Source organism: Snodgrassella sp. CFCC 13594 (assembly GCF_001590725.1).
In the GTDB taxonomy this organism is placed as follows: domain Bacteria; phylum Pseudomonadota; class Gammaproteobacteria; order Burkholderiales; family Neisseriaceae; genus Snodgrassella.
In genome coordinates, this window is the sequence record NZ_LQXR01000012.1 from 37,068 (window position 1) to 56,229 (window position 19,162).

Below are 19,162 nucleotides of genomic sequence, written 5' to 3' on the forward strand. Positions count from 1 at the left end.
TGCGCTATCAGCCAGTCAGCCCACCAAACAATAATAGAATCACAAAACGGACATTGAACACTGCTGGACCGGCCAATCCAAACAAAATATAAGGCTGCCTGAAAAGGCGGCCTAAAACAGCAAAACCATGTTTAACCAACACGAAGGGGATTATTTCAATAGCACCTCATTGGTTAACTCATTGGCGTTCGCGTCCACACGGGGAAACGCTTGCACCAAAATATCAGTAATCTGTCCCAATCCCACATTTAAACCGCCAATAAAGTCGCCATGCTTGAAAGACTGCAGCATGGCATCACACACCGATTGCCACACCGCATCGGCAACATGCTCAGTGATACCCCGATCAGCCACAATTTCCACTCGGTGATCAGCAAAAGACACATACACCAAAACACCACTATTGTGTTGTGTATCCCACACCCCCAATTCACTAAACCATTGCCAAGCACGCGCACGCGGCGTCACTCGATGCCACACTGCCGCCATATCCATATTTGACTCAATCACAAATCGAATTTGCCCGACATGGCGGGTTTCAGAACGACCAATATCTTCACTCAATGCGCGTAATTGTACAGGCGGGAAGTGGCGTGCCACGCACCAACGCGGATGCAGCCAGTGCTGCCATAGCCGTTGCCACACATTGCATTTCTTCATCACCAATCCCCCGAAGCACCACCACCGCCAAAACCACCGCCACCACCACTGAAGCCACCACCCGAACCCAAGCCACCACCGAAACCGCCACCACCCCAATGGCTGATCCGCCACCGCCGCCAATAAAAGCTTGACTGCCCAATACAAAAGTCAATACACAAGCCACAAAGGCAGCCAACAAGCACAATAGCAATGCCCAGCCAAACACCAAGCCAGCCACCAATACCAAGCCACCGGTCAGACCACTGCCAACCACACGCCCAAATAAGCCTTTGAGTAGGCCGCCGCCCACGAGCACCAGCAGCAATAAAATTGGCACTGCCGACAGCGCATCATCGCCATCAGAGGCCTGGCTTGCAGCCGGCAATTGCTCTCCCGCAATGAGTTTTTCAATCTGCAAAACAGCCTGTTCTATGCCTGCATCGGTTTGTCCTTGTTGCAAATAAGGGCGCAATACATCCTGCAAAATCCGCTTTGCGTACACATCTGGAATAGCGCCTTCTAAGCCTCGCCCCACCGCCAGATGAGTTTTCCGTTCATCGCGCACCAGCAGCAGCAACACCCCATCGTCCACATTTTGACGACCAAGCTTCCAGCTATCCATCACTCGGGTGCTGTAATCAAATGGCGTTTCAGGGGCAATGGTAGGCACAGTCAACACCACAATTTGACTGCCATGCTCCCGTGCATATGCCGTCAGTTGCTGGTTCAAAGTAGCGCGCTGCTCTGGCTGCAACATATGCGCGGTATCCATCACTGGCGCAGTCAGCGCCGGGATTGGCTGCACATCGTTAGCCCACGCAAACATACTCACGAACACACTGAGTAATACAGTTAACGCATATTGCCAGCAACGCTGCATAACACTCCTAACTGCCACGTGGCACCAATACAATCACCGCCATCCCCATCAAGCATAAAAATGCACCCAGGCCGTCGGTCCATTGTAGCCGTATACCTTCAACCCAGCGCAACCACAACAAAGCCACCACAATATACACGCCGCCATAGGCTGCATAAGTGCGTGCCGCTGCCTGCGGGTGCAATGTAAGCAACCACACAAATGCAGCCAAACTCAGCGCCGCAGGCAGCAATACCCACACGCTGGCTTGTTGTTTCAACCACAACCAAGGCAGATAACACCCTGCTATTTCACACACAGCGGTCAGCGCAAACAACAACAGCGTTTTCATCCTATCCCCATGCGATGATTTTCAGGCAACCTCACTCTGCTACTGGGCTGACTACCAGAAAACAAAAAATTAAAATTCAACCTTAGGCGCTTGTTTCACCGCCGCTTCATTTTCCGGTTGAAAATTTGGGCGCACATGCAAGCCAAACATTTTGGCAGTTAAGTTATTGGGAAATGTGCGCACTGACGTGTTATACGTCTGAACAGCTTGAATATAGCGGTTTCGAGCCAGCGCGATACGGTTTTCCGTGCCTTCTAATTGCGCTTGTAAGTCGCGAAAATTCTGATCAGCTTTGAGATTGGGGTAGTTTTCTGTCACCACCAACAAACGACTTAATGCGCTACTCAACTCACCTTGTGCTTGAGAAAACTGCTTCATTTTGGTCTCATCAGTGGCATCAGACTGAGTCATATTGACACTGCCCACCTTGGAGCGTGCATTGGTTACCTCCGTCAACACCTGCTCTTCATGTTTGGCATAACCCTTGACCGTATTCACCAAATTAGGAATCAAATCGGCGCGACGCTGATACTGATTTAAAACCTCAGACCAAGCAGCATTGGCGGCCTCATCTTGTGTTTGCAAGGTATTGTAGCCACAACCACTCACACCCAAAGTCAGCACAAAAACAGCCATCACAGCCAAAAATCGACGAAACATCACACGCCCTCCCTCATTCACATAAAATTCAGCAGGCCAACCCTGCCATTCACGTCTTGCTTATTGATTAGTTTAGCATGATTCATGCCGAGCCGATTCGGGTGCTGGTAAAACAGCCAAGCAGGGCGGCAAGGCTTAAGGTATAATCAATTCACGATATTGAGTGGTCGTTGGCACATGCCAAACGACGTATTTTGATTCCCTCTTTTAAGGATGTTGCTATGTTTCCAGAATACCGCGACTTAATCGCCAAACTGAAAGTGGAAGACACCCGTTTTGCACGCTTGTTTGATGCCCACAACAAATTGGATGATAAGATCACCGGATTAACCAATAACCCCGTAACCGGAAACTTGGATGAGTTGGATGAATTGAAGCGCGAAAAGTTACGCTTGAAAGATGAAATGCACGTTATTTTAAAAGAAGCCGCTGAAAAAGAAGGCAAATAATACTGTTTTTCGCCTTATCATGACCGAGCCTTCTGGGTTCGGTTTTGTTTTGCATATCAATAACGTGTCGACTCCCTGTCATTACGTGTAGAGCGTGTGATTCATGCATCGATACCATCACAGAACACAGCCAAAACACTTTTAACCCAGCAATGAATGTTGATCAGCGTATCAATAGCCTAAGATACGGTGCTATATCCTAACACCAACGTCACCAACACTTGCCTGCTTGCCCACATGCTGGCAGTATGAACACCGTTCCCTTAACACCATCAATATGGAGACAAGCAAATGGGTATTCTTTCTTGGGTTATTTTTGGTTTAATTGCTGGTATTTTGGCAAAATGGATTATGCCGGGTAAAGATGGCGGTGGTTTTTTTGTAACCATTATTTTGGGCATCGTGGGCGCCGTGGTTGGTGGTTGGATCAGCACTTTATTCGGCTTTGGCAAAGTTGACGGTTTTAATTTCGGCAGCTTTGTGGTGGCTGTAATTGGTGCATTGGTGGTTTTGTTTGTGTATCGCAAACTTAAAAAATAACCCAGACAGCCACAAAATAGCCCGGTTTATTATGGCCGGGCTGTTTACATTGGCAACCATACTTTCTTTGTTTTTGTTTCACTCAAAACGAAAACCCGTGACAGCTTTATCCACCACAATTTCTGCATCTTCATATAGGTATTTCATCTTTTTCTTTTTCCCATGGGTTTCACACAATGGTGCAATCCATTCAAACGCCTTGGGCGAACAATACAAAAACACCGGCTCATCCCCACCTTCGCTCAGAAAAGCTTGATAGGTTTCATGCAAAATTTGCTCATTTTGCGCCAGTTTTTTCTTGATTTTTTTCTTCACCGAGCTGGCTTCCCAATTACCCTTTCATATCGCCATTATAAACACAATCCACCCACAGAATTGTGACAATTTCCGTATCGTTTTGCGGCTCAATGAAAATACGCTTTCTTACTGAACCAAGCCTTTGACTGGGCATTTAACGGATATGGCCATTTGTGTTAAATTAGGCCCAGCCTGAGCATTTAAGCAGACGGCATAACCAAGCGCATTGCTCGGTATTACTTTTTCAATATAAGGGAGCCTTTATGGATGATCATGACTTTCGCCAGCAATACACGCCGCCTACTAATGCCACGCTGCTCATCGATGATGCTTCAGATGACGACTATTTGGGCGAGCCGCGCGGCATGCCAGCCAGCCATGCCACACAATGGATAGGTGATACTTGGTTGTTATTTAAGCAGCAACCCGGCATGTGGATTTTGGCGTTTGTGATTTATTTGGCCATCACCATAGCATTGCAATTTATTCCTTTTATTGGCTTCATCGCGCAGATTTTCATCGCTTTTATTTTGCAAGCTGGCTTTGTTTACGCTGGCGAAAAAATTCGTACTGAAGGCGCATTTGAACTGGGCGATGTGTTTGCCGGATTCCAAATCAATTTAAAATCGCTGCTGCTACTGGGCTTATTGTATCTGGTTTTGTTTATTGCGCTTTTTGCTTTGATATTTGCCTTCACAGGCGGCAGCAGCGCACTGCTGCTCGGCTCAGGAGATACCGAGCAAGAATTGGCCACCATGGTTGGCGCGGGCATGGGGCTGAGTATCGTTGTGCTTTTCATCATTGGCACATTGATTCTCAGTATTGCCTTTTTCCTAGCACCCACGTTGATTGTCTTGGAAAGCGAACCAGTGCTTCAAGCCATAAAACTAAGCTTACAGGCTTTTGGCCGAAATCTTGTCGGCGCCTTATTCTGCGTCTTGTTATCAATCGTTTTGTGTGTGGTTGCGATGATTCCGTTGGGACTCGGCTTTTTGGTGGTGGGCCCAATGATGTTGCTGTTGCCATTCACGATCTACCGCGACTTGTTTTATCGCGAAGCTTAAAGCTGGCAAACACTGCCTGCCCATTGGGCTAGGGAACGCACCGAGGCCAATAACAAAAAAGCACACGATAACGTGTGCTTTTTTGTTATTTAAAGTTGCTTGAAAGCAATAGCCAGATATACATATCCCACTCTATCTTACAACCCAACTCACCGAATATTACGCAGCGCTGGGCGCATCCTCTCGACGTAGCAATGTAATCAATTGTGCTAAGCGATTCTTTAACATACGCCGATCCACAATTTGGTCTACTGCACCTTTTTCCAACAAGAACTCTGCGCGTTGAAAACCTTCTGGTAAAGTTTCTCGCACAGTTTGCTCAATCACGCGCGGGCCAGCAAAACCAATCAAAGCCCCTGGCTCAGCCAGCACCACATCCCCTAAAAAAGCAAAACTTGCGGAGACCCCGCCCATGGTGGGATCAGTGAGCACAGACACAAACGGCAAACCATGATCATCCAATAAATGCAATGAAGCACTGGTTTTGGCCATTTGCATCAAAGAAGTCAAGCCTTCCTGCATGCGTGCACCGCCAGAAGCCGCCACACACACAAACGCCGCATTGTGTGCCACTGCCTCGCGCACACCCCGCACAAACCGTTCACCCACAACAGAACCCATGGAGCCGCCAATAAACCGAAATTCAAATGCTGCCACCACTGCTGGTACGCCATTAATGGTGCCGCGTTGCACCACTAAGGCATCTTCTTCATGTGTGAGCTTACGCGCCGCACTCAAACGATCGGTGTATTTTTTATTGTCTCGAAATTTCAAAATATCTACAGGTTTAACATCTGCACCGATTTCCTCGCAAACGCCCTCATCCAACAGCAAATCCAAGCGTTCGCGTGCACCGATAGGATTGTGGTGGCCGCATTTAGGACAGACTTCCATATTTTTGGTTAGGTCCGTGGCATACAGTGTGGCGGCACACGATGGGCACTTTTGCCATAAACCTTCTGGTACACCAGATTTACTGGCATCTTCTTTTTTGATTTTTGGCGGTAATATTTTATCTAGCCAGCTCATGGCTGCTTCCTCCGTGATTCAGGTAGCCGCGGCTACCTGAAGAATTTGAGTGCGTATGGCTTAATCGGTAATGGCGTGTTTGAGTTCTGCCACCACTGGCGCCACTGCGGCTGTTTCTTGGCCAGGATGGCTGTCAATGGCCTGAACAATACGGCTACCTACGATAACCGCATCGGCAACAGCCCCTACTTGGCGCGCGCTTTCGGCATCTTTGATGCCAAAACCTACCCCTATGGGTAATTGTATCCATTGACGCAAATGCTGGATTTTACGTGAAACCTCGGCAGTATCCAACCGTGCAGAGCCGGTGACGCCTTTGAGCGATACATAATACACAAAACCACTGGCTTTAGCGGCGATGGTGCGTATGCGGTCATCAGTGGTGGTGGGCGCTATCAGGAAAATACAATCCAAACCTTGCTGTTGCAATTGCTGGTGCAATTCATCAATGGTTTCTGCGGGGCAATCTACCGTTAATACACCGTCCACACCCGCTTTGGCGGCTGCTTCGGCAAACACGTCATAACCCATATGGTAGACGGGATTCAAATAGCCCATCAATACCACCGGGGTGGTGGCATTGGTCTCACGAAACTGTGCCACCACCGCCAACACATCGTCCAAGCTCACATTGTGCTTGAGTGCACGTTCAACTGCGGCCTGAATAACAGGCCCATCAGCCATCGGGTCGGAAAAAGGCACGCCCAATTCAATGATGTCGGTACCATTGCCAGCCAAGGTGTGCATCAACGCCAAGGTAGTGGCCACATCAGGGTCGCCACAAGTAATGTAAGACACCAAAGCGGTTTGGCCATTGAGTGTTTGAAAAGTGGATTGAATTCTGCTCATGATTCTTTCTTTACTGTTTCAGGCAGCCTACAGCATTGTTTGCCAAGGTCGCAGGCTGCCTGAAATCATAACACGTTCCCCATCACAATAAGTGCGCAAACGCACCGCTTATTCCTGAAGAATTAATTTTTCATGGATTGCACCGGAGCCGGAATACGCCCGCCTCGATTCACAAACACCTCGCACGAACCAGATTTCACCGGCATCACTGGTGCGTAACCCAACAGACCGCCAAACTCCACCGTATCCCCCACGTCTTTTCCGGTCACGGGGATCACGCGCACAGCCGTCGTTTTGCTGTTAATCAAACCAATCGCAGCCTCATCGGCAATGATGCCGGAAAGCGTACTGGCTGGCGTGTGCCCGGGTACCGCAATCATGTCCAGGCCCACGGAACACACCGCCGTCATCGCTTCCAATTTATCTAAAGTCAGCACCCCTGATTCAGCAGCCGCAATCATGCCCTCATCTTCCGATACAGGAATGAATGCGCCACTCAATCCACCCACTGCACTGGAAGCCATCATCCCGCCTTTTTTGACCGCGTCATTCAACAGTGCCAGCGCCGCTGTGGTGCCGTGAGTACCACACACGCTCAAACCCATGGCCTCAAGAATGCGCGCCACACTATCTCCAACCGCAGGCGTGGGTGCCAATGACAAGTCCAAAATACCAAAAGGGATGCCCAACATCTGGCTGGCTTCATGTCCAATCAGCTCACCCACTCGGGTAATTTTAAAGGCCGTTTTTTTCACTACTTCAGCAACTTCAGTGAGTGTTTGCGCACCCGAATTTTCCAGTGCGGCCTTCACCACCCCAGGCCCAGATACCCCCACATTAATCACACAGCCCGCTTCGCCCGCTCCATGAAATGCGCCCGCCATAAACGGGTTGTCTTCTACTGCATTGCAAAACACCACCAATTTGGCACAACCGAATCCCTCTGGTGTCAAATCGGCAGTACGTTTGATGGTTTCGCCCATCAACTTCACCGCGTCCATATTGATACCGGCGCGGGTAGAACCAATATTGACTGAGCTACACACAATATCGGTACAAGCCAATGCCTCAGGAATGGAGTCAATCAATACTCGATCTGCAGCACTCATGCCCTTGTGCACCAACGCTGAAAAACCACCGATAAACGATACGCCAATAGCCTTGGCGGCCTTATCCAGCGTTTGCGCGATGGACACATAGGAATCGGCGCCCGTCGCTGCGCCAATTTGTGCAATCGGGGTGACTGCAATGCGCTGGTTCACAATCGGCACGCCATATTTGGCCGACAAATGCGCCGCCGTCGACACCAAATCCCGGCCCACATGGGTTATTTTGTCGTAGATTTTTTGGTTGAGCCGATGAATATCGGCATCAATGCAGTCATGGAGATCAATACCGATGGTAATCGTGCGCACATCAAAATGTTGATCGGCCACCATGCGAATGGTTTCGAGAATCTCGTTATTCTGAATAGAGAATGCCATGTTGATGCTCCTAAATACGGTACATGGCTTGAAACAATGCCTCATCTTGCAAGCGCATATCCAGAGCCCTTTTCTTGCCCTCTTCGGCCAAAATAGTCAACATTTCCGCACGCGATATGCTGCAGGCTTCTGTGTCCACCAAAATAATCATGGTAAAAAAATCCTCCATCAGCTGCTGGCTGATGTTGAGAATATTAATGTGGTACTCCGCAAGCAAGGTGGCCACTTCTGCCACAATACCAATGCGGTCTTTCCCAATCACGGTTAACACTGAATGATCCGACATAATACTTTTTCCTTTCAAGCAGGCTGCCTGAAAGCAACCTCAATCAATAATTTTATGTGTTCAATACAAGCTTCAAGCAGCCTGCATGCCATCTGGGTTGGCTTTGAACATCAGCGCACATACCAACATCAACACAGACACGGCCAAACCCAACGCCGCCACGCCCACCCAAGCAAATTGAGCATACACGGCTGCAGAGGCCAGCGAACCCAATACCCCGCCGATAAAATACAAGCTCATGTATCCTGAGGTAATGCGGCCTTTGAGCGCGGGATCAGTGCGGTAAATCAGGCTTTGGTTAGTGATGTGTACCGCTTGCACAGCAAAATCCAACAACACAATGCCCACCATCAAAGGCCAAAGCTGCGTGCCACCCAAATACAACAATAGCCATGCGACCACAAACAACACACACCCACCAATGGTCACCAACCGTGCTTGTCCTTTATCCGCCAAGCGTCCAGCCATAGAAGCACCAAACACCCCTAATGCACCCAACAAACCAAACAAACCAATGGTACCCAAGCGATAATGATAAGGTTCATGGGTCAGCAATAAAGTCAGCGATGTCCACAAAATGGCAAATAAGCTGAAATCCAAAGCACCCAAAATCCCTCGCTGACGCAATAGTGTTTTACCCCAAGTCAATGACCACACCGATTTGAGCGTTTGACCATAACTTAATCCACTGCGAGGTCGGCTGGCTTGAGGCAAGTATTTGTGCAAGGCAGCAGCCACCAACAGCAGCAATACCGCACCCAATACATAAACGGCGCGCCAACCAAACCACTGTGCCACAAAACCAGAAACCGTGCGCGAAAGCAAAATGCCCAGCAATAGTCCACTCATGATGGTGCCGACCACACGCCCTTGCTGTCCCGGTTTGGCCAAACTCGCCGCCAAAGGCACCAATACCTGAGCCACGGTACAAAAGCCCCCGACCAGCAATAGTCCCAGACTAAATAGCCACACATTGGGCGCGACCGCAGTCAAGCCAGAGCCGATACCCACCAATCCATACAAGCGCACAATCAGTTTCTTGTTGTCCAATAAATCACCCAGTGGCACCAAAAAAATCAGCCCCAAGGCATAGGCAAACTGGGTAAGCGTCACAAACAGCCCGGTTTCATCCGCTGGCACGCCAAAATCATGCCCGACAACCGCAATCAATGGATGGACATAATAATTACTGGCCACCGCCAAACCGGTGGCCAAGGCCATCAAGAAAACCAACTGCTTATTTAAACTCATCTGTGTCCAATTAAAATATAATGATTCAGGCTGCCTGAAAACAATAAATAGTATTGAAGTTCGTTTTTATCTTTTTCGTAAAAATAGCAAATAATTAAATAATTTACATTTTATTCAAATATTTATTTTGCGTTGTCTTGCAATGAAATGTATTCATAAACCATTCTTATTAAACTAAATTAGATATCCAAGTAAAGCAAAAGAAATTTTTTAATCGTTAATTTCCTGCTCTTCTAGTGCTTTTAATGTGACAAAATCAGAATTTTTCCAGAACTCACGTCCATTTTGATTGCCCCCAACGATAACGGCAGCAGCCGCACTTGGGCTTGAAAATTCATAATCCTCAGTAAAAAGATAACTCTCGCCTGTTGAAGCTAAAACACCCGATTGAATTAACCCAGCTCTCAGTTTTTTAACCCAATGTTGCTCATCTCTTGCTGAATTTCGCTCTTGAATCGCTGCTTGTGAGCCTTTCAAGACAACTACCCCATTAGCAGTAATTTTAGCTTCTGCTTTCAGCTTTCTGTATGAGCCCCCAAAAATCTCATTTTCAATGTTATTTGATTTATTGGCTTGACTAGCCTCTGATACAGAAGGATGAATAGGAACAAATAAATCCATCCCCAATGGAGGCAGCAATTGCTTCATTTTTTCGATGAAAAATGCCATATCCGCAATATCGGATTCTGGTAACTTCGCGCTGCTCTCTACAACATTCATTAATTTCATTCGCCCAGCAGTCCGGGCCATAACAATCATCTGACTTTCTAAGTAACGGATGTGCGCTTTTGTCAAATTCTCATCTTTACTCACAAAAAAAACCGCATGATTCCAAAATTCTTTTGATACATGCTGTTTCAGACGTACCTTAATCGATTCAGCTTCTCCAATGTACGCCGCAGTCGATCCTGAGTCTGGATCAGTACCTGTCAGGATATAAACACCACTACCCTCAGCCTCAGGACGCTGCAGAATTTGCTCAATATCAACCCTTGGACCAGCAACCGCTTTTCCCGTCCAGTTGGAAATCTCACCTATCCTTAATTTTTTCGGATCCCCATATAATAGAAAGATTTTTATGGTTGTACGCGTAACCGTTTCCATTAAAGCGTGTCCTCATTTACAACGTAATCCCATCCAGCTTGGCCACAGTATTGATGTCTTTGTCGCCACGCCCAGATAGGTTTACCAAAATCACTTCGTCCTTGCCCATTTTGGGCGCATTTGCTACAGCCCACGCCACAGCATGGCTGGATTCCAAAGCAGGAATAATACCCTCTTGGTGACAGAGCAAATGAAAGGCTTCCAAAGCGGCCTCATCGCCTACAGCGGTGTAGTCAACGCGGCCAATATCGTGCAAGAAACTGTGTTCGGGGCCGACGCCCGGATAATCCAAACCAGCAGATACTGAATGCGTACTGGACACCTGTCCATGCTCATCTTGCATCAAATAACTGCGAAACCCATGCAATACCCCCATAGGGCTGCCTGAAGTAATTGGCGCCGCATGTTCATGCCCATTCAAGCCATGTCCACCTGCTTCCACGCCCACTAAGCGCGTGCTCATTTCATTGATGTAAGGATAAAATAAACCGATGGCATTAGAGCCCCCGCCCACGCAGGCCACGGCCACATCCGGTTGCCGGCCGATCAACTCAGGCATTTGAATTTTGGCTTCATTGCCAATCACACACTGGAAATCGCGCACCATGGCCGGATAAGGCATAGGGCCTGCGGCGGTGCCGATGATGTAGAAGGTATCATCCACCCGTGCAACCCATTCACGCATGGCTTCATTCATCGCATCTTTGAGGGTTTTAGAACCAGAATCCACACCCACCACTTGTGCGCCCAACAGTTTCATCCGATAAACATTGGGTGCTTGACGTTGAATGTCTTCCGTTCCCATGTACACAGTACAATCCATGCCAAAGCGCGCCGCCACCGTGGCCGAGGCCACACCATGCTGGCCAGCCCCCGTTTCAGCAATCACCCGCTTTTTGCCCATGCGTTTGGCCAACAACGCTTGGCCTATGGTGTTGTTGATTTTATGAGCACCACTGTGGTTGAGGTCTTCACGCTTTAAATAAATCTGAGCGCCACCCAAATAGCGACTAAGTCGCTCAGCGTGATATACAGGGCTAGGCCGACCCACATAATATTTCAGGTCACTGTGGTATTGTGCCCAGAAGCTGGGATCGGCTTTGGCTTCAGCATAAGCCTGCTTCAATTCAGTGAGTGCTGCAATCAACGTTTCCGACACATACAAGCCACCATGGTCGCCAAAAAAACCCAGTTCATTGGGGTAATTGTAATTCTGCACGTTTGATTCCTTCCATCAGCGCGGCCATTTTGGCCGCATCTTTAATGCCGGGCGACGATTCTACGCCGCTGGCGATGTCTACTGCCATGGCGCGGGTTTGCACAATGGCTTGGGTAATGTTGTCTGGATTCAGCCCGCCAGACAATATCCACGGGCTATTTAAGTGTTCAGGTAGCATCTGCCAATCAAAGGTTTGACCTGTACCGCCATATTGACCTGCCACGGCAGCATCAAACAGCAAAGCCCGAGCATCGGCATACGCATCAGCAGCTGCCTGAATGTGTTCGCGAGCACCAACACGCACCGCTTTAATATATGGGCGGCCAAACTGGCGACAAAACGCCGGCGACTCATCACCATGAAACTGCAATACATCCAAAGGCACTTGCTGCAAAATAGCGCCAATTTCATCGGCAGCCATATTCACCATCAAACCCACCGCCGTCACAAAAGGCGGCAACGCACGCACTACGCGCTCTGCCTGCGCTGGGCTCACATAACGTTTGCTGCCTGAATAAAAAATCACCCCGATGGCATCGGCGCCCAAATCAGCCGCCAACAGCGCATCTTCAGGCCGAGTCATGCCACATACTTTGCAACGAATCACACTCATCCTATTTGCTCCTGCTTCGGCTGTGCGGCCTAACCTTTATATCGGTACAAGAGCCTTCGTCGCAATAGGCGCGCGCCCACAATGATTCGCCACTTAAATCAGTTTGAATACACTCAATGAGCATGCCCGCATCATCCATAATCACCATGCAATAACCCTCTATCATTTCATGTGAGCCCAGTATCAGAGCGCTGCTTCAATGGCTGCCGGAAGGTGGCTTAAATTAAAATCCACATGTGGCATGGTTTTAATCAAATCCCAATGGTAAATCTGTGTCAAAACAATGCCATTGTATCTTAATGTATCTCGAATTATCGGCCGTGCGCATGCCAGTTTTAGCTGAGCATCCCTCAAAGTCGTGGGCATCCATGATGATCACGCCGGCATCACGGAATTCATCATATTCATCTTGCTTTCATAGGCGCCTTATACCAAATTGGGCCACAGCCAAACTGGTAACTGCGGCGTGGGCAAATTGAATTCGGGCGGATAATCCACGCCCGTTAAATACAAACCATCGGCCATCATCGTGGGCGGTGCAACACGACGACTTTTGGCCGCCAATAAATCAGCAAATTGAGCCACAGTCATTTTACCGGCGCCCACATACACCAGCGCCCCCACAATATTGCGTACCATATTGTGCACAAAAGCGCTGCCGTGCAAGTCAATGGCCATCAACTCAGGGCTGCCTGAAAGACGCATGTCATACAGGGTTTTTACGGGTGATTTAGCTTGACACTCTGATGAGCGAAAGCTAGAAAAATCATGTTCACCCACCAATAAAGCCGCAGCTTCACGCATGGGCACTATCGCCAAAGGCCAGTGCGTCCAACCCATTTTGCCGAGCAACTGCGGCATACGCACGCTGCTGGATGTCAATAGGTAGCGATAATGCCGGCCAAAAGCATCAAAGCGAGCATGGAAATGGGCAGCCATTGGCTGCGCAGCCAGAATACGCACATTCTTGTCCATGGTGGCATTACCGCCACGCACCCATGTCTGAGCACTGCGCCGAACACATGTGTCAAAATGTACCACCTGAGCGGTGGCATGCACGCCCGCATCGGTACGGCCCGCTACCGTAACCGCGATGGGTTCGTCGGCAATTGTACTTAGTGCGGTTTCCAGAACGGTCTGAATCGTATCCAAGCCGCCAGGCTGCTTTTGCCAGCCATGAAAAGCAGCACCATCATAAGCCAAGGTTAATGCCCACCGTTGAGTAGTCGACACACTCATGAAGTGATTTCTGCTGATGTAGTGTCTGTCGGCCAAATGATTGCCTGAGCCGCAATCACGGTTTTGCGATTGGGGTCATAAGTTATTGATGGCGAACCATACAACACATAGCCTTGAGTCAAGGCATCGCTTACGCGATGACAAAATGCGGCGTCATCCGAGCCCGTCAGCAACCGATATCGCGGCAACCCTGCTGGTGGTCTATCAATCATGGCATATCCTGCAAACTACAATCTTTCAGGCAACATCATAACAAAAAACGCCCGCATTATGCGGGCGTGAGCAAGCTTAAGGCTAACCACCCAGTTGCTGCAACAGGCTTTGCGCTTCCGCCAATACCTCACCATTGGCTTCATCCACCAATTCATGCAAGGTTTTGCGCGCCGTCGCCGCATCGTCAATTTCCAAATACATTTTGGCCAGTTCCAGCTTGGCCTCCATCGGGACAGTTAAATTCACTGCCTCGTCATTTACCACTGCAGCAGGCTGTGTTTCTGCTTCGTTTGCAACATTGGGAGGAACAATGACTGACGTTTGATCTGGGGTGGCGGCAGCAGGCTCAACATGCTCATCTGCCATACCTTCAACGCCCGCAACATCCAACGCAGGGGCAGTGGTGATTCCCGTCATCTCCAAATCAGCATTGAAATCCACGTCACTAGGCTGCTGGCTAGGATGATCATCGGATGATAATGACAATGAAGTCGCATTCAAACCTTCATGCGTGCCATGTTCTTCTGTCTCCTGCACAGCTCCTTTTGCATTCTGGATAACAGCTTCTGACTCAGTGGTTTCATCCACCAAGCCCAGCGCACCCCAATCAATGTCATCCGCCACCAAAGCATCGCCAGTCGCGGCGAATGCTTGTTGATGCTGGGGCTGCAGTGCATTGACTAATGGTGAATCTTCTCGCTCCAGCGGTTGGTCATCTGGCGCATCATCAGCAGAAGCTGGCGCCGTGAATGTTTCTGCCAAATCATGCTGATGATCTGTAACTACGCTGATGGCAGGTGCTTCAGCAGCGGTGGGTTTGGCCGCGGGCACAACTGGTGCATCAATAATGCGCGTCGTTGCGGCAACATCGGCGTCTGCATCGGTAACAGACCATTCCAACACGCCATCATCCGCTTTGTCTTCAACATTCACCGAGGACGTTACGTCTGGAATTTCTGTCGGTACAACAGTCGGAAGTGGAGAAGTTGCATCCATCTCTGCATCTTGTGTGAGCCAATCCATATCCGCCAAGTCTTCATCTGCTGCATGCTGGCCAGCTGGAGTGGCTGCCGTAGTCGGCGCTGGTGACATAGATTGCGGCTGAGTGCTTACCTCCGGCACTTCATCCAATACATCAAATTTCAACCACTCTTCATCACTCGCTGCAGAAGATGCGCCTATCGCATTTTCGGCGGCAGTTGTCGGCGAAGGTGTTTGCACTGCAGTTGCAGTCAATGGGCTTTGTTCAATTTCTTTAGTTGCATCATCATTCAGCCAGTCCCAATCGTCGCGATTTGCTTCTGCCGTTTCCATCTTGGGCTGATTGGTTGCAGGCACTTCCGCAGCCGAAGCGCGGTCAGCAACCACGGCAGCAGTTGTTGCTGCTACCACAGAGGGCTTTAATAGGGATGCAGGCGCTGCTGGATTGGGTATCTCAGGTACAGCACTTTCTTTCCCATCCACATCCATAAACACCACATCCTCATCATCCAGATGGTCATCCGCTGAAGATGATGGTGATTCTGGCTCGATGGGTTCAGGTTCATTCGCATCGACGCCGTCGCCTTGCTGACGCTTGTGTCGATACAGCAACAATGCCAGCAACAACAAAATACCCAACCCACCCAATAAAGCCCATTGCAACCACCCATCAAATAGCCCGGTTTCTTCTACAGGCAATGGCATTGGCTGTGGTGTTGCTTTAGCGGCTGGCTTCGGCGCAACAGACGCCGCTGATGCAGTGGGCACAGACGCAGACACAGTGGCTGAGGCTGCAGTAGGCACACTGGTTGCATCCGCTGCAGATGCAGCAGCATTGATATCTGGATTAGGCGCCGCGGTCCCCTTGGCTACAGGCTCAACTGATGTTTTAGCGGCGGGGCGTACACTTGAGGCTCCTTTTGCCAATTCACGCAAACGTTCAGCGCTGGGGATATCCAGAATAGCATTGCGGTACATCAGATCGGGGTTGCCATTACGGAAAGCATGTGGATTGGCATTGATTAAAGCCCGCATGGTTTGAGCTAGGCTCAAGCCATGCGGCTGTATTTTTCGCGCCACATCAATTAAATATTCATTATTCTCAACACGGTAACGCTTGCCAATAGGTGTGGCGCTTTGCGTTGGTGCCGTATTTTTTTTCGCAGTTTGAGCCGGTCCGCCTGTTTTTTTACGCGATTCAGCAGGTTTAGCTGGGTGCTTTTGGGTGGGTCTTGTCACATTGGCATGCGAGGCAACGCGATCAGACTGATAGCTTGGAGGATCAAGTAATGCCGTGTATTGCCGACCTTGATGGCCAACTGAAACATTAAATGTTAGTAAAGGATCACGAATGGGTTGGCTGGAATGGAGGCGGATCACTGCACCATCGCCTTGCGCTACCACTTGGGCTTGCAACGATGCGCCACTGATATTGGGCTTTCCCTGTTTCAGCAAGACTTTGGCTTCATCTCCGCTGACCACAATTGTGCCAGAAAAAGGTTCACCCAGTGCCGATTTCACTTGCAAACCGCCCAATGCACCCCAAGCAGAGCCGGCCAGCATAGTACACAAAGAAATGGCAATAATTTTCAGCTGATGTCTGTTATTCAAAACGTTGCTCCCACCCAGTTTAAAAGCATGCGATCCAACCTGTGTAAACAAAACAATCAGGCTGTTAAAAATGGGTTAAAACCGCAGGCAAAATGAATTATTGTATGAAACACGCGGTATCATAGCTTTTTCATGGCGATTATGCCAAGTTTAATCCCTTGGAATATTCGTCTCATGCCCAAAATACTGTCTTTTTCTAACACAACCCAGATACGATACTTAGCCCGCTCTGCTATACCTCCTAATGGCGATTGTGTGCAAAAACAAAACCAACACGGTATGATGTTGGCTTGCTGCACATGGGCCCTCCGCCGTTTTCCTTGCCTAGATACTGCGCAAACGCATTGATGACCTTCAACTTCGGATACCTTAACTTCATATGAAAGCTGCTTTCGAATTTCTCGTGGTGGTGCTGTTTTTCGCCACTTATATGATCAGCAAAAACATTATTTTGGCCACTTCAGTTGCCGTGATTGCAGGCATCATTCAGGCAGCTTGGTGTTGGTTTAAATACAAAAAATTACAGACTATGCAATGGGTTAGCCTATTACTTATTGTTATTTTTGGTGGTGCCACCATTGTTTTTAAAGATGCTCATTTCATCATGTGGAAACCCACTGTGTTATTTTGGCTCATGGCCATGGCATTGGTGGTGGCCCAGTTAATGGGTAAAAACATACTCAAGTCCACCATCGGCAAAGAGGTGGTAGTGCCCGATTCGGTTTGGCGCAATCTCACTGCTGCGTGGGCTGTGTTTCTCATATTTTTAGGTGTCTTAAATTTGTGGGTGGCTTATCATTTCACCCAAACGCAATGGGTCAGCTACAAACTCTTTGGTAGTACAGGACTCTTGATTGCGTTTGTGATTGCGCAAACTTTTTATTTAAGCCGATATATGGAATCGGAACAACAGACAAAGGATTAACTCAAAATGCTGTTTATGTTGATGGCCACCGATGCCGACAATACCCATGAAGCACGCATGGCTGCTCGGCCTAAACATTTGGCCCGATTACAAGCCCTAGCGGATCAAGGTAGACTAGTAATAGCCGGCCCCAACCCATTGCCCGAAGACCCAACTCATTTTTCAGGCAGCCTGGTGATTGCCGATTTCGATTCTTTAGATGAAGCCGAAGCCTGGGCGCAACAAGACCCTTATGTGGATGCAGGCGTCTACGAAGAAATTCTGATTCGGCCTTTTAAAAAAGTCTTGCCCGCATGACCGTAATCGAAGATATCCGTCAACGTTTACAGGCACTAAGCCCGCAAAAATTGGAAATCATAGACGACAGCCACCTACATGCAGGCCATGCGGGCAACCAGCAAGGCGGTGGTCATTTTCGCCTGCTGATTGTCAGTACGGCATTTCAACAAGCAACTCGGCTGGATCGTCAGCGATTAATCAAAAACCTTTTGCACGATTTATTCGCACAACGCATCCATGCGCTCAGTATTCAGGCGCTGACGCCAGATGAATTTAACCACAAATCTGCCCAATAAGATTAGAATAGCATCCATCAGAAAAAAGGATTGAATTATGAAAAAACACCTCATCGCTGCCGCCATTATAGCCAGCTTGGCCGGTTCTGCTCTGGCGCAAACGGTTGCCACTGTTAATGGTACCAAGATTGACAGCAAAGATGTTGACGCTCAAGTATCTTTGCTGATTAAAGAAAGCCAAAACCAGTTACAAGACTCTCCGCAACTACGCGACAGCATTACCAAACGTTTGGTAACGCGCACGCTGATGATTCAGGAGGCCAAACGATTAAAATTAGACCAAAGTCCTCAATACCAAAATGCATTGAAACAAGCTGAAGCTGAAGCCAAGCGTTTGGGTGATGATAAGAAACCAGGATTCAAACAAGACTGGGCTACATTTCAAGACAATTTGCTGACTCAAGCCTTTCTGGCTGCGGTATTGGGCAGCAATCCGGTGACTAAGGCTGAGTCTGACTCCTCATATGCCGAAATGAAAAAATATTATCAAGGCACTCAAGAAGTTCAATTGGGTGAAATTGTGACGCGCGATGCAGACAGTGCCAACAAAGCCGTAGCTGATCTGAAAGCGAAAAAGAATTTTTCTGCGGTGGCACGTCAATATACCATTGACCCAGCAGGCAAAGAAGCTGGTGGCATTCCCAAAACTTATGTTTCCTTAAAAGATTTGCAAGAAGGCGCAGCGCCGGTATATGAGGCAGTAAAAGACCTGAAAAAGGGCCAGTTCACCACTGCCCCGCTGCAAGGTAATAACAATATTTTTGCGGTGTTCTACATCAACGATAAACGCAACGTTAAAATCCCTGCCTTTAAAGAAGTAGAACCGGCCATCGTGCAGCGACTGCAAGAAGCACGCGTTCAGGCAGCCATTGCACAGCTATACCAACAAGCCACCATTAAATAATTGATAAGGAATAATG

General features: G+C 48.7%; 23 protein-coding genes. 7 read left to right on the plus strand and 16 right to left on the minus strand.

Features of this window, described 5'->3' with window-relative positions; genetic code table 11:
* Positions 1–150: 150 nt before the first annotated feature.
* From A2F46_RS08055 to A2F46_RS08070, 4 genes are all read right to left on the minus strand, one after another.
* Entirely contained in the window at positions 151–564 is a 414-nt protein-coding gene (locus A2F46_RS08055; protein ID WP_231867749.1) for a TPM domain-containing protein, read from the minus strand.
* Complete coding sequence (locus A2F46_RS08060; RefSeq protein ID WP_231867750.1) at positions 557–1,522, minus strand: YgcG family protein; 966 nt, start codon at positions 1,520–1,522, stop codon at positions 557–559. Before A2F46_RS08060 ends, A2F46_RS08055 begins: the two co-directional genes overlap by 8 nt.
* A gap of 7 nt (positions 1,523–1,529) precedes the next feature.
* On the minus strand, positions 1,530–1,853 hold the full coding sequence (locus tag A2F46_RS08065; RefSeq protein WP_066569013.1) for a YnfA family protein: 324 nt from the start codon (positions 1,851–1,853) through the stop codon (positions 1,530–1,532).
* Between the two features lie 69 nt (positions 1,854–1,922).
* Positions 1,923–2,513 (minus strand): LemA family protein, encoded by a 591-nt coding sequence (locus A2F46_RS08070; protein ID WP_066569016.1) that lies wholly within the window; start codon positions 2,511–2,513, stop codon positions 1,923–1,925.
* Positions 2,514–2,734: 221 nt separating this feature from the next.
* On the opposite strand from A2F46_RS08070, the gene A2F46_RS08075 reads away from it, so the two are divergent.
* Positions 2,735–2,962, plus strand: coding sequence for a YdcH family protein (locus tag A2F46_RS08075; RefSeq protein WP_066569021.1), 228 nt, complete (start codon positions 2,735–2,737; stop codon positions 2,960–2,962).
* Between the two features lie 291 nt (positions 2,963–3,253).
* On the plus strand, positions 3,254–3,502 hold the full coding sequence (locus A2F46_RS08080; protein WP_066569022.1) for a GlsB/YeaQ/YmgE family stress response membrane protein: 249 nt from the start codon (positions 3,254–3,256) through the stop codon (positions 3,500–3,502).
* A 78-nt stretch (positions 3,503–3,580) separates the two neighbouring features.
* Here A2F46_RS08080 and A2F46_RS08085 read toward each other — a convergent pair whose 3' ends face one another.
* On the minus strand, positions 3,581–3,817 hold the full coding sequence (locus tag A2F46_RS08085) for a hypothetical protein (protein ID WP_066569024.1): 237 nt from the start codon (positions 3,815–3,817) through the stop codon (positions 3,581–3,583).
* Positions 3,818–4,062: 245 nt separating this feature from the next.
* On the opposite strand from A2F46_RS08085, the gene A2F46_RS08090 reads away from it, so the two are divergent.
* Positions 4,063–4,863: a BPSS1780 family membrane protein gene (locus A2F46_RS08090; RefSeq protein WP_066569027.1), complete on the plus strand. Its 801-nt coding sequence runs from the start codon at positions 4,063–4,065 to the stop codon at positions 4,861–4,863.
* A 159-nt stretch (positions 4,864–5,022) separates the two neighbouring features.
* Here A2F46_RS08090 and accD read toward each other — a convergent pair whose 3' ends face one another.
* From accD to A2F46_RS08145, 11 genes are all read right to left on the minus strand, one after another.
* The gene (accD, locus tag A2F46_RS08095; protein ID WP_066569030.1) at positions 5,023–5,892 is read right to left on the minus strand and encodes an acetyl-CoA carboxylase, carboxyltransferase subunit beta; all 870 of its coding nucleotides are present in this window, start codon (positions 5,890–5,892) and stop codon (positions 5,023–5,025) included.
* A 60-nt stretch (positions 5,893–5,952) separates the two neighbouring features.
* A complete protein-coding gene (gene trpA, locus A2F46_RS08100; protein ID WP_066569033.1) occupies positions 5,953–6,741 on the minus strand; it encodes a tryptophan synthase subunit alpha in 789 nt (262 codons plus the stop codon).
* A gap of 122 nt (positions 6,742–6,863) precedes the next feature.
* Complete coding sequence (locus A2F46_RS08105; protein WP_066569036.1) at positions 6,864–8,225, minus strand: PFL family protein; 1,362 nt, start codon at positions 8,223–8,225, stop codon at positions 6,864–6,866.
* A 10-nt stretch (positions 8,226–8,235) separates the two neighbouring features.
* Positions 8,236–8,511 (minus strand): ACT domain-containing protein, encoded by a 276-nt coding sequence (locus tag A2F46_RS08110; RefSeq protein WP_066569038.1) that lies wholly within the window; start codon positions 8,509–8,511, stop codon positions 8,236–8,238.
* A 72-nt stretch (positions 8,512–8,583) separates the two neighbouring features.
* Positions 8,584–9,762: an MFS transporter gene (locus tag A2F46_RS08115; protein WP_066569040.1), complete on the minus strand. Its 1,179-nt coding sequence runs from the start codon at positions 9,760–9,762 to the stop codon at positions 8,584–8,586.
* A 210-nt stretch (positions 9,763–9,972) separates the two neighbouring features.
* Positions 9,973–10,866, minus strand: coding sequence for a GIY-YIG nuclease family protein (locus tag A2F46_RS08120; RefSeq protein WP_066569042.1), 894 nt, complete (start codon positions 10,864–10,866; stop codon positions 9,973–9,975).
* Between the two features lie 16 nt (positions 10,867–10,882).
* Positions 10,883–12,085 carry a tryptophan synthase subunit beta gene (gene trpB / locus A2F46_RS08125; RefSeq protein ID WP_066569049.1) on the minus strand — a complete coding sequence of 401 codons (1,203 nt, stop codon included), beginning with the start codon at positions 12,083–12,085 and terminating at the stop codon, positions 10,883–10,885.
* A complete protein-coding gene (locus A2F46_RS08130; protein ID WP_066569051.1) occupies positions 12,060–12,698 on the minus strand; it encodes a phosphoribosylanthranilate isomerase in 639 nt (212 codons plus the stop codon). The genes trpB and A2F46_RS08130 overlap by 26 nt, the downstream gene beginning before the upstream one ends.
* A 426-nt stretch (positions 12,699–13,124) precedes the next feature.
* Positions 13,125–13,937 (minus strand): tRNA pseudouridine(38-40) synthase TruA, encoded by an 813-nt coding sequence (gene truA / locus A2F46_RS08135; RefSeq protein ID WP_066569056.1) that lies wholly within the window; start codon positions 13,935–13,937, stop codon positions 13,125–13,127.
* A complete protein-coding gene (locus tag A2F46_RS08140) occupies positions 13,934–14,149 on the minus strand; it encodes a DUF1737 domain-containing protein (RefSeq protein ID WP_066569059.1) in 216 nt (71 codons plus the stop codon). Before A2F46_RS08140 ends, truA begins: the two co-directional genes overlap by 4 nt.
* A gap of 82 nt (positions 14,150–14,231) precedes the next feature.
* Positions 14,232–16,742, minus strand: coding sequence for a FimV/HubP family polar landmark protein (locus tag A2F46_RS08145; protein ID WP_156471604.1), 2,511 nt, complete (start codon positions 16,740–16,742; stop codon positions 14,232–14,234).
* A gap of 379 nt (positions 16,743–17,121) precedes the next feature.
* Here A2F46_RS08145 and A2F46_RS08150 point away from each other — a divergent pair, with 379 nt between their 5' ends.
* Genes A2F46_RS08150 through A2F46_RS08165 form a run of 4 tightly spaced genes read left to right on the plus strand, consistent with a single transcriptional unit; the run spans position 17,122 to position 19,146 of the window.
* Positions 17,122–17,667: a septation protein A gene (locus A2F46_RS08150; protein ID WP_066569067.1), complete on the plus strand. Its 546-nt coding sequence runs from the start codon at positions 17,122–17,124 to the stop codon at positions 17,665–17,667.
* Between the two features lie 6 nt (positions 17,668–17,673).
* Positions 17,674–17,964: a YciI family protein gene (locus tag A2F46_RS08155; RefSeq protein WP_066569070.1), complete on the plus strand. Its 291-nt coding sequence runs from the start codon at positions 17,674–17,676 to the stop codon at positions 17,962–17,964.
* Positions 17,961–18,242, plus strand: coding sequence for a BolA family transcriptional regulator (locus A2F46_RS08160; RefSeq protein WP_066569072.1), 282 nt, complete (start codon positions 17,961–17,963; stop codon positions 18,240–18,242). The genes A2F46_RS08155 and A2F46_RS08160 overlap by 4 nt, the downstream gene beginning before the upstream one ends.
* Positions 18,243–18,279: 37 nt before the next feature.
* Positions 18,280–19,146 carry a SurA N-terminal domain-containing protein gene (locus A2F46_RS08165; RefSeq protein ID WP_231867751.1) on the plus strand — a complete coding sequence of 289 codons (867 nt, stop codon included), beginning with the start codon at positions 18,280–18,282 and terminating at the stop codon, positions 19,144–19,146.
* Positions 19,147–19,162: the final 16 nt, after the last annotated feature.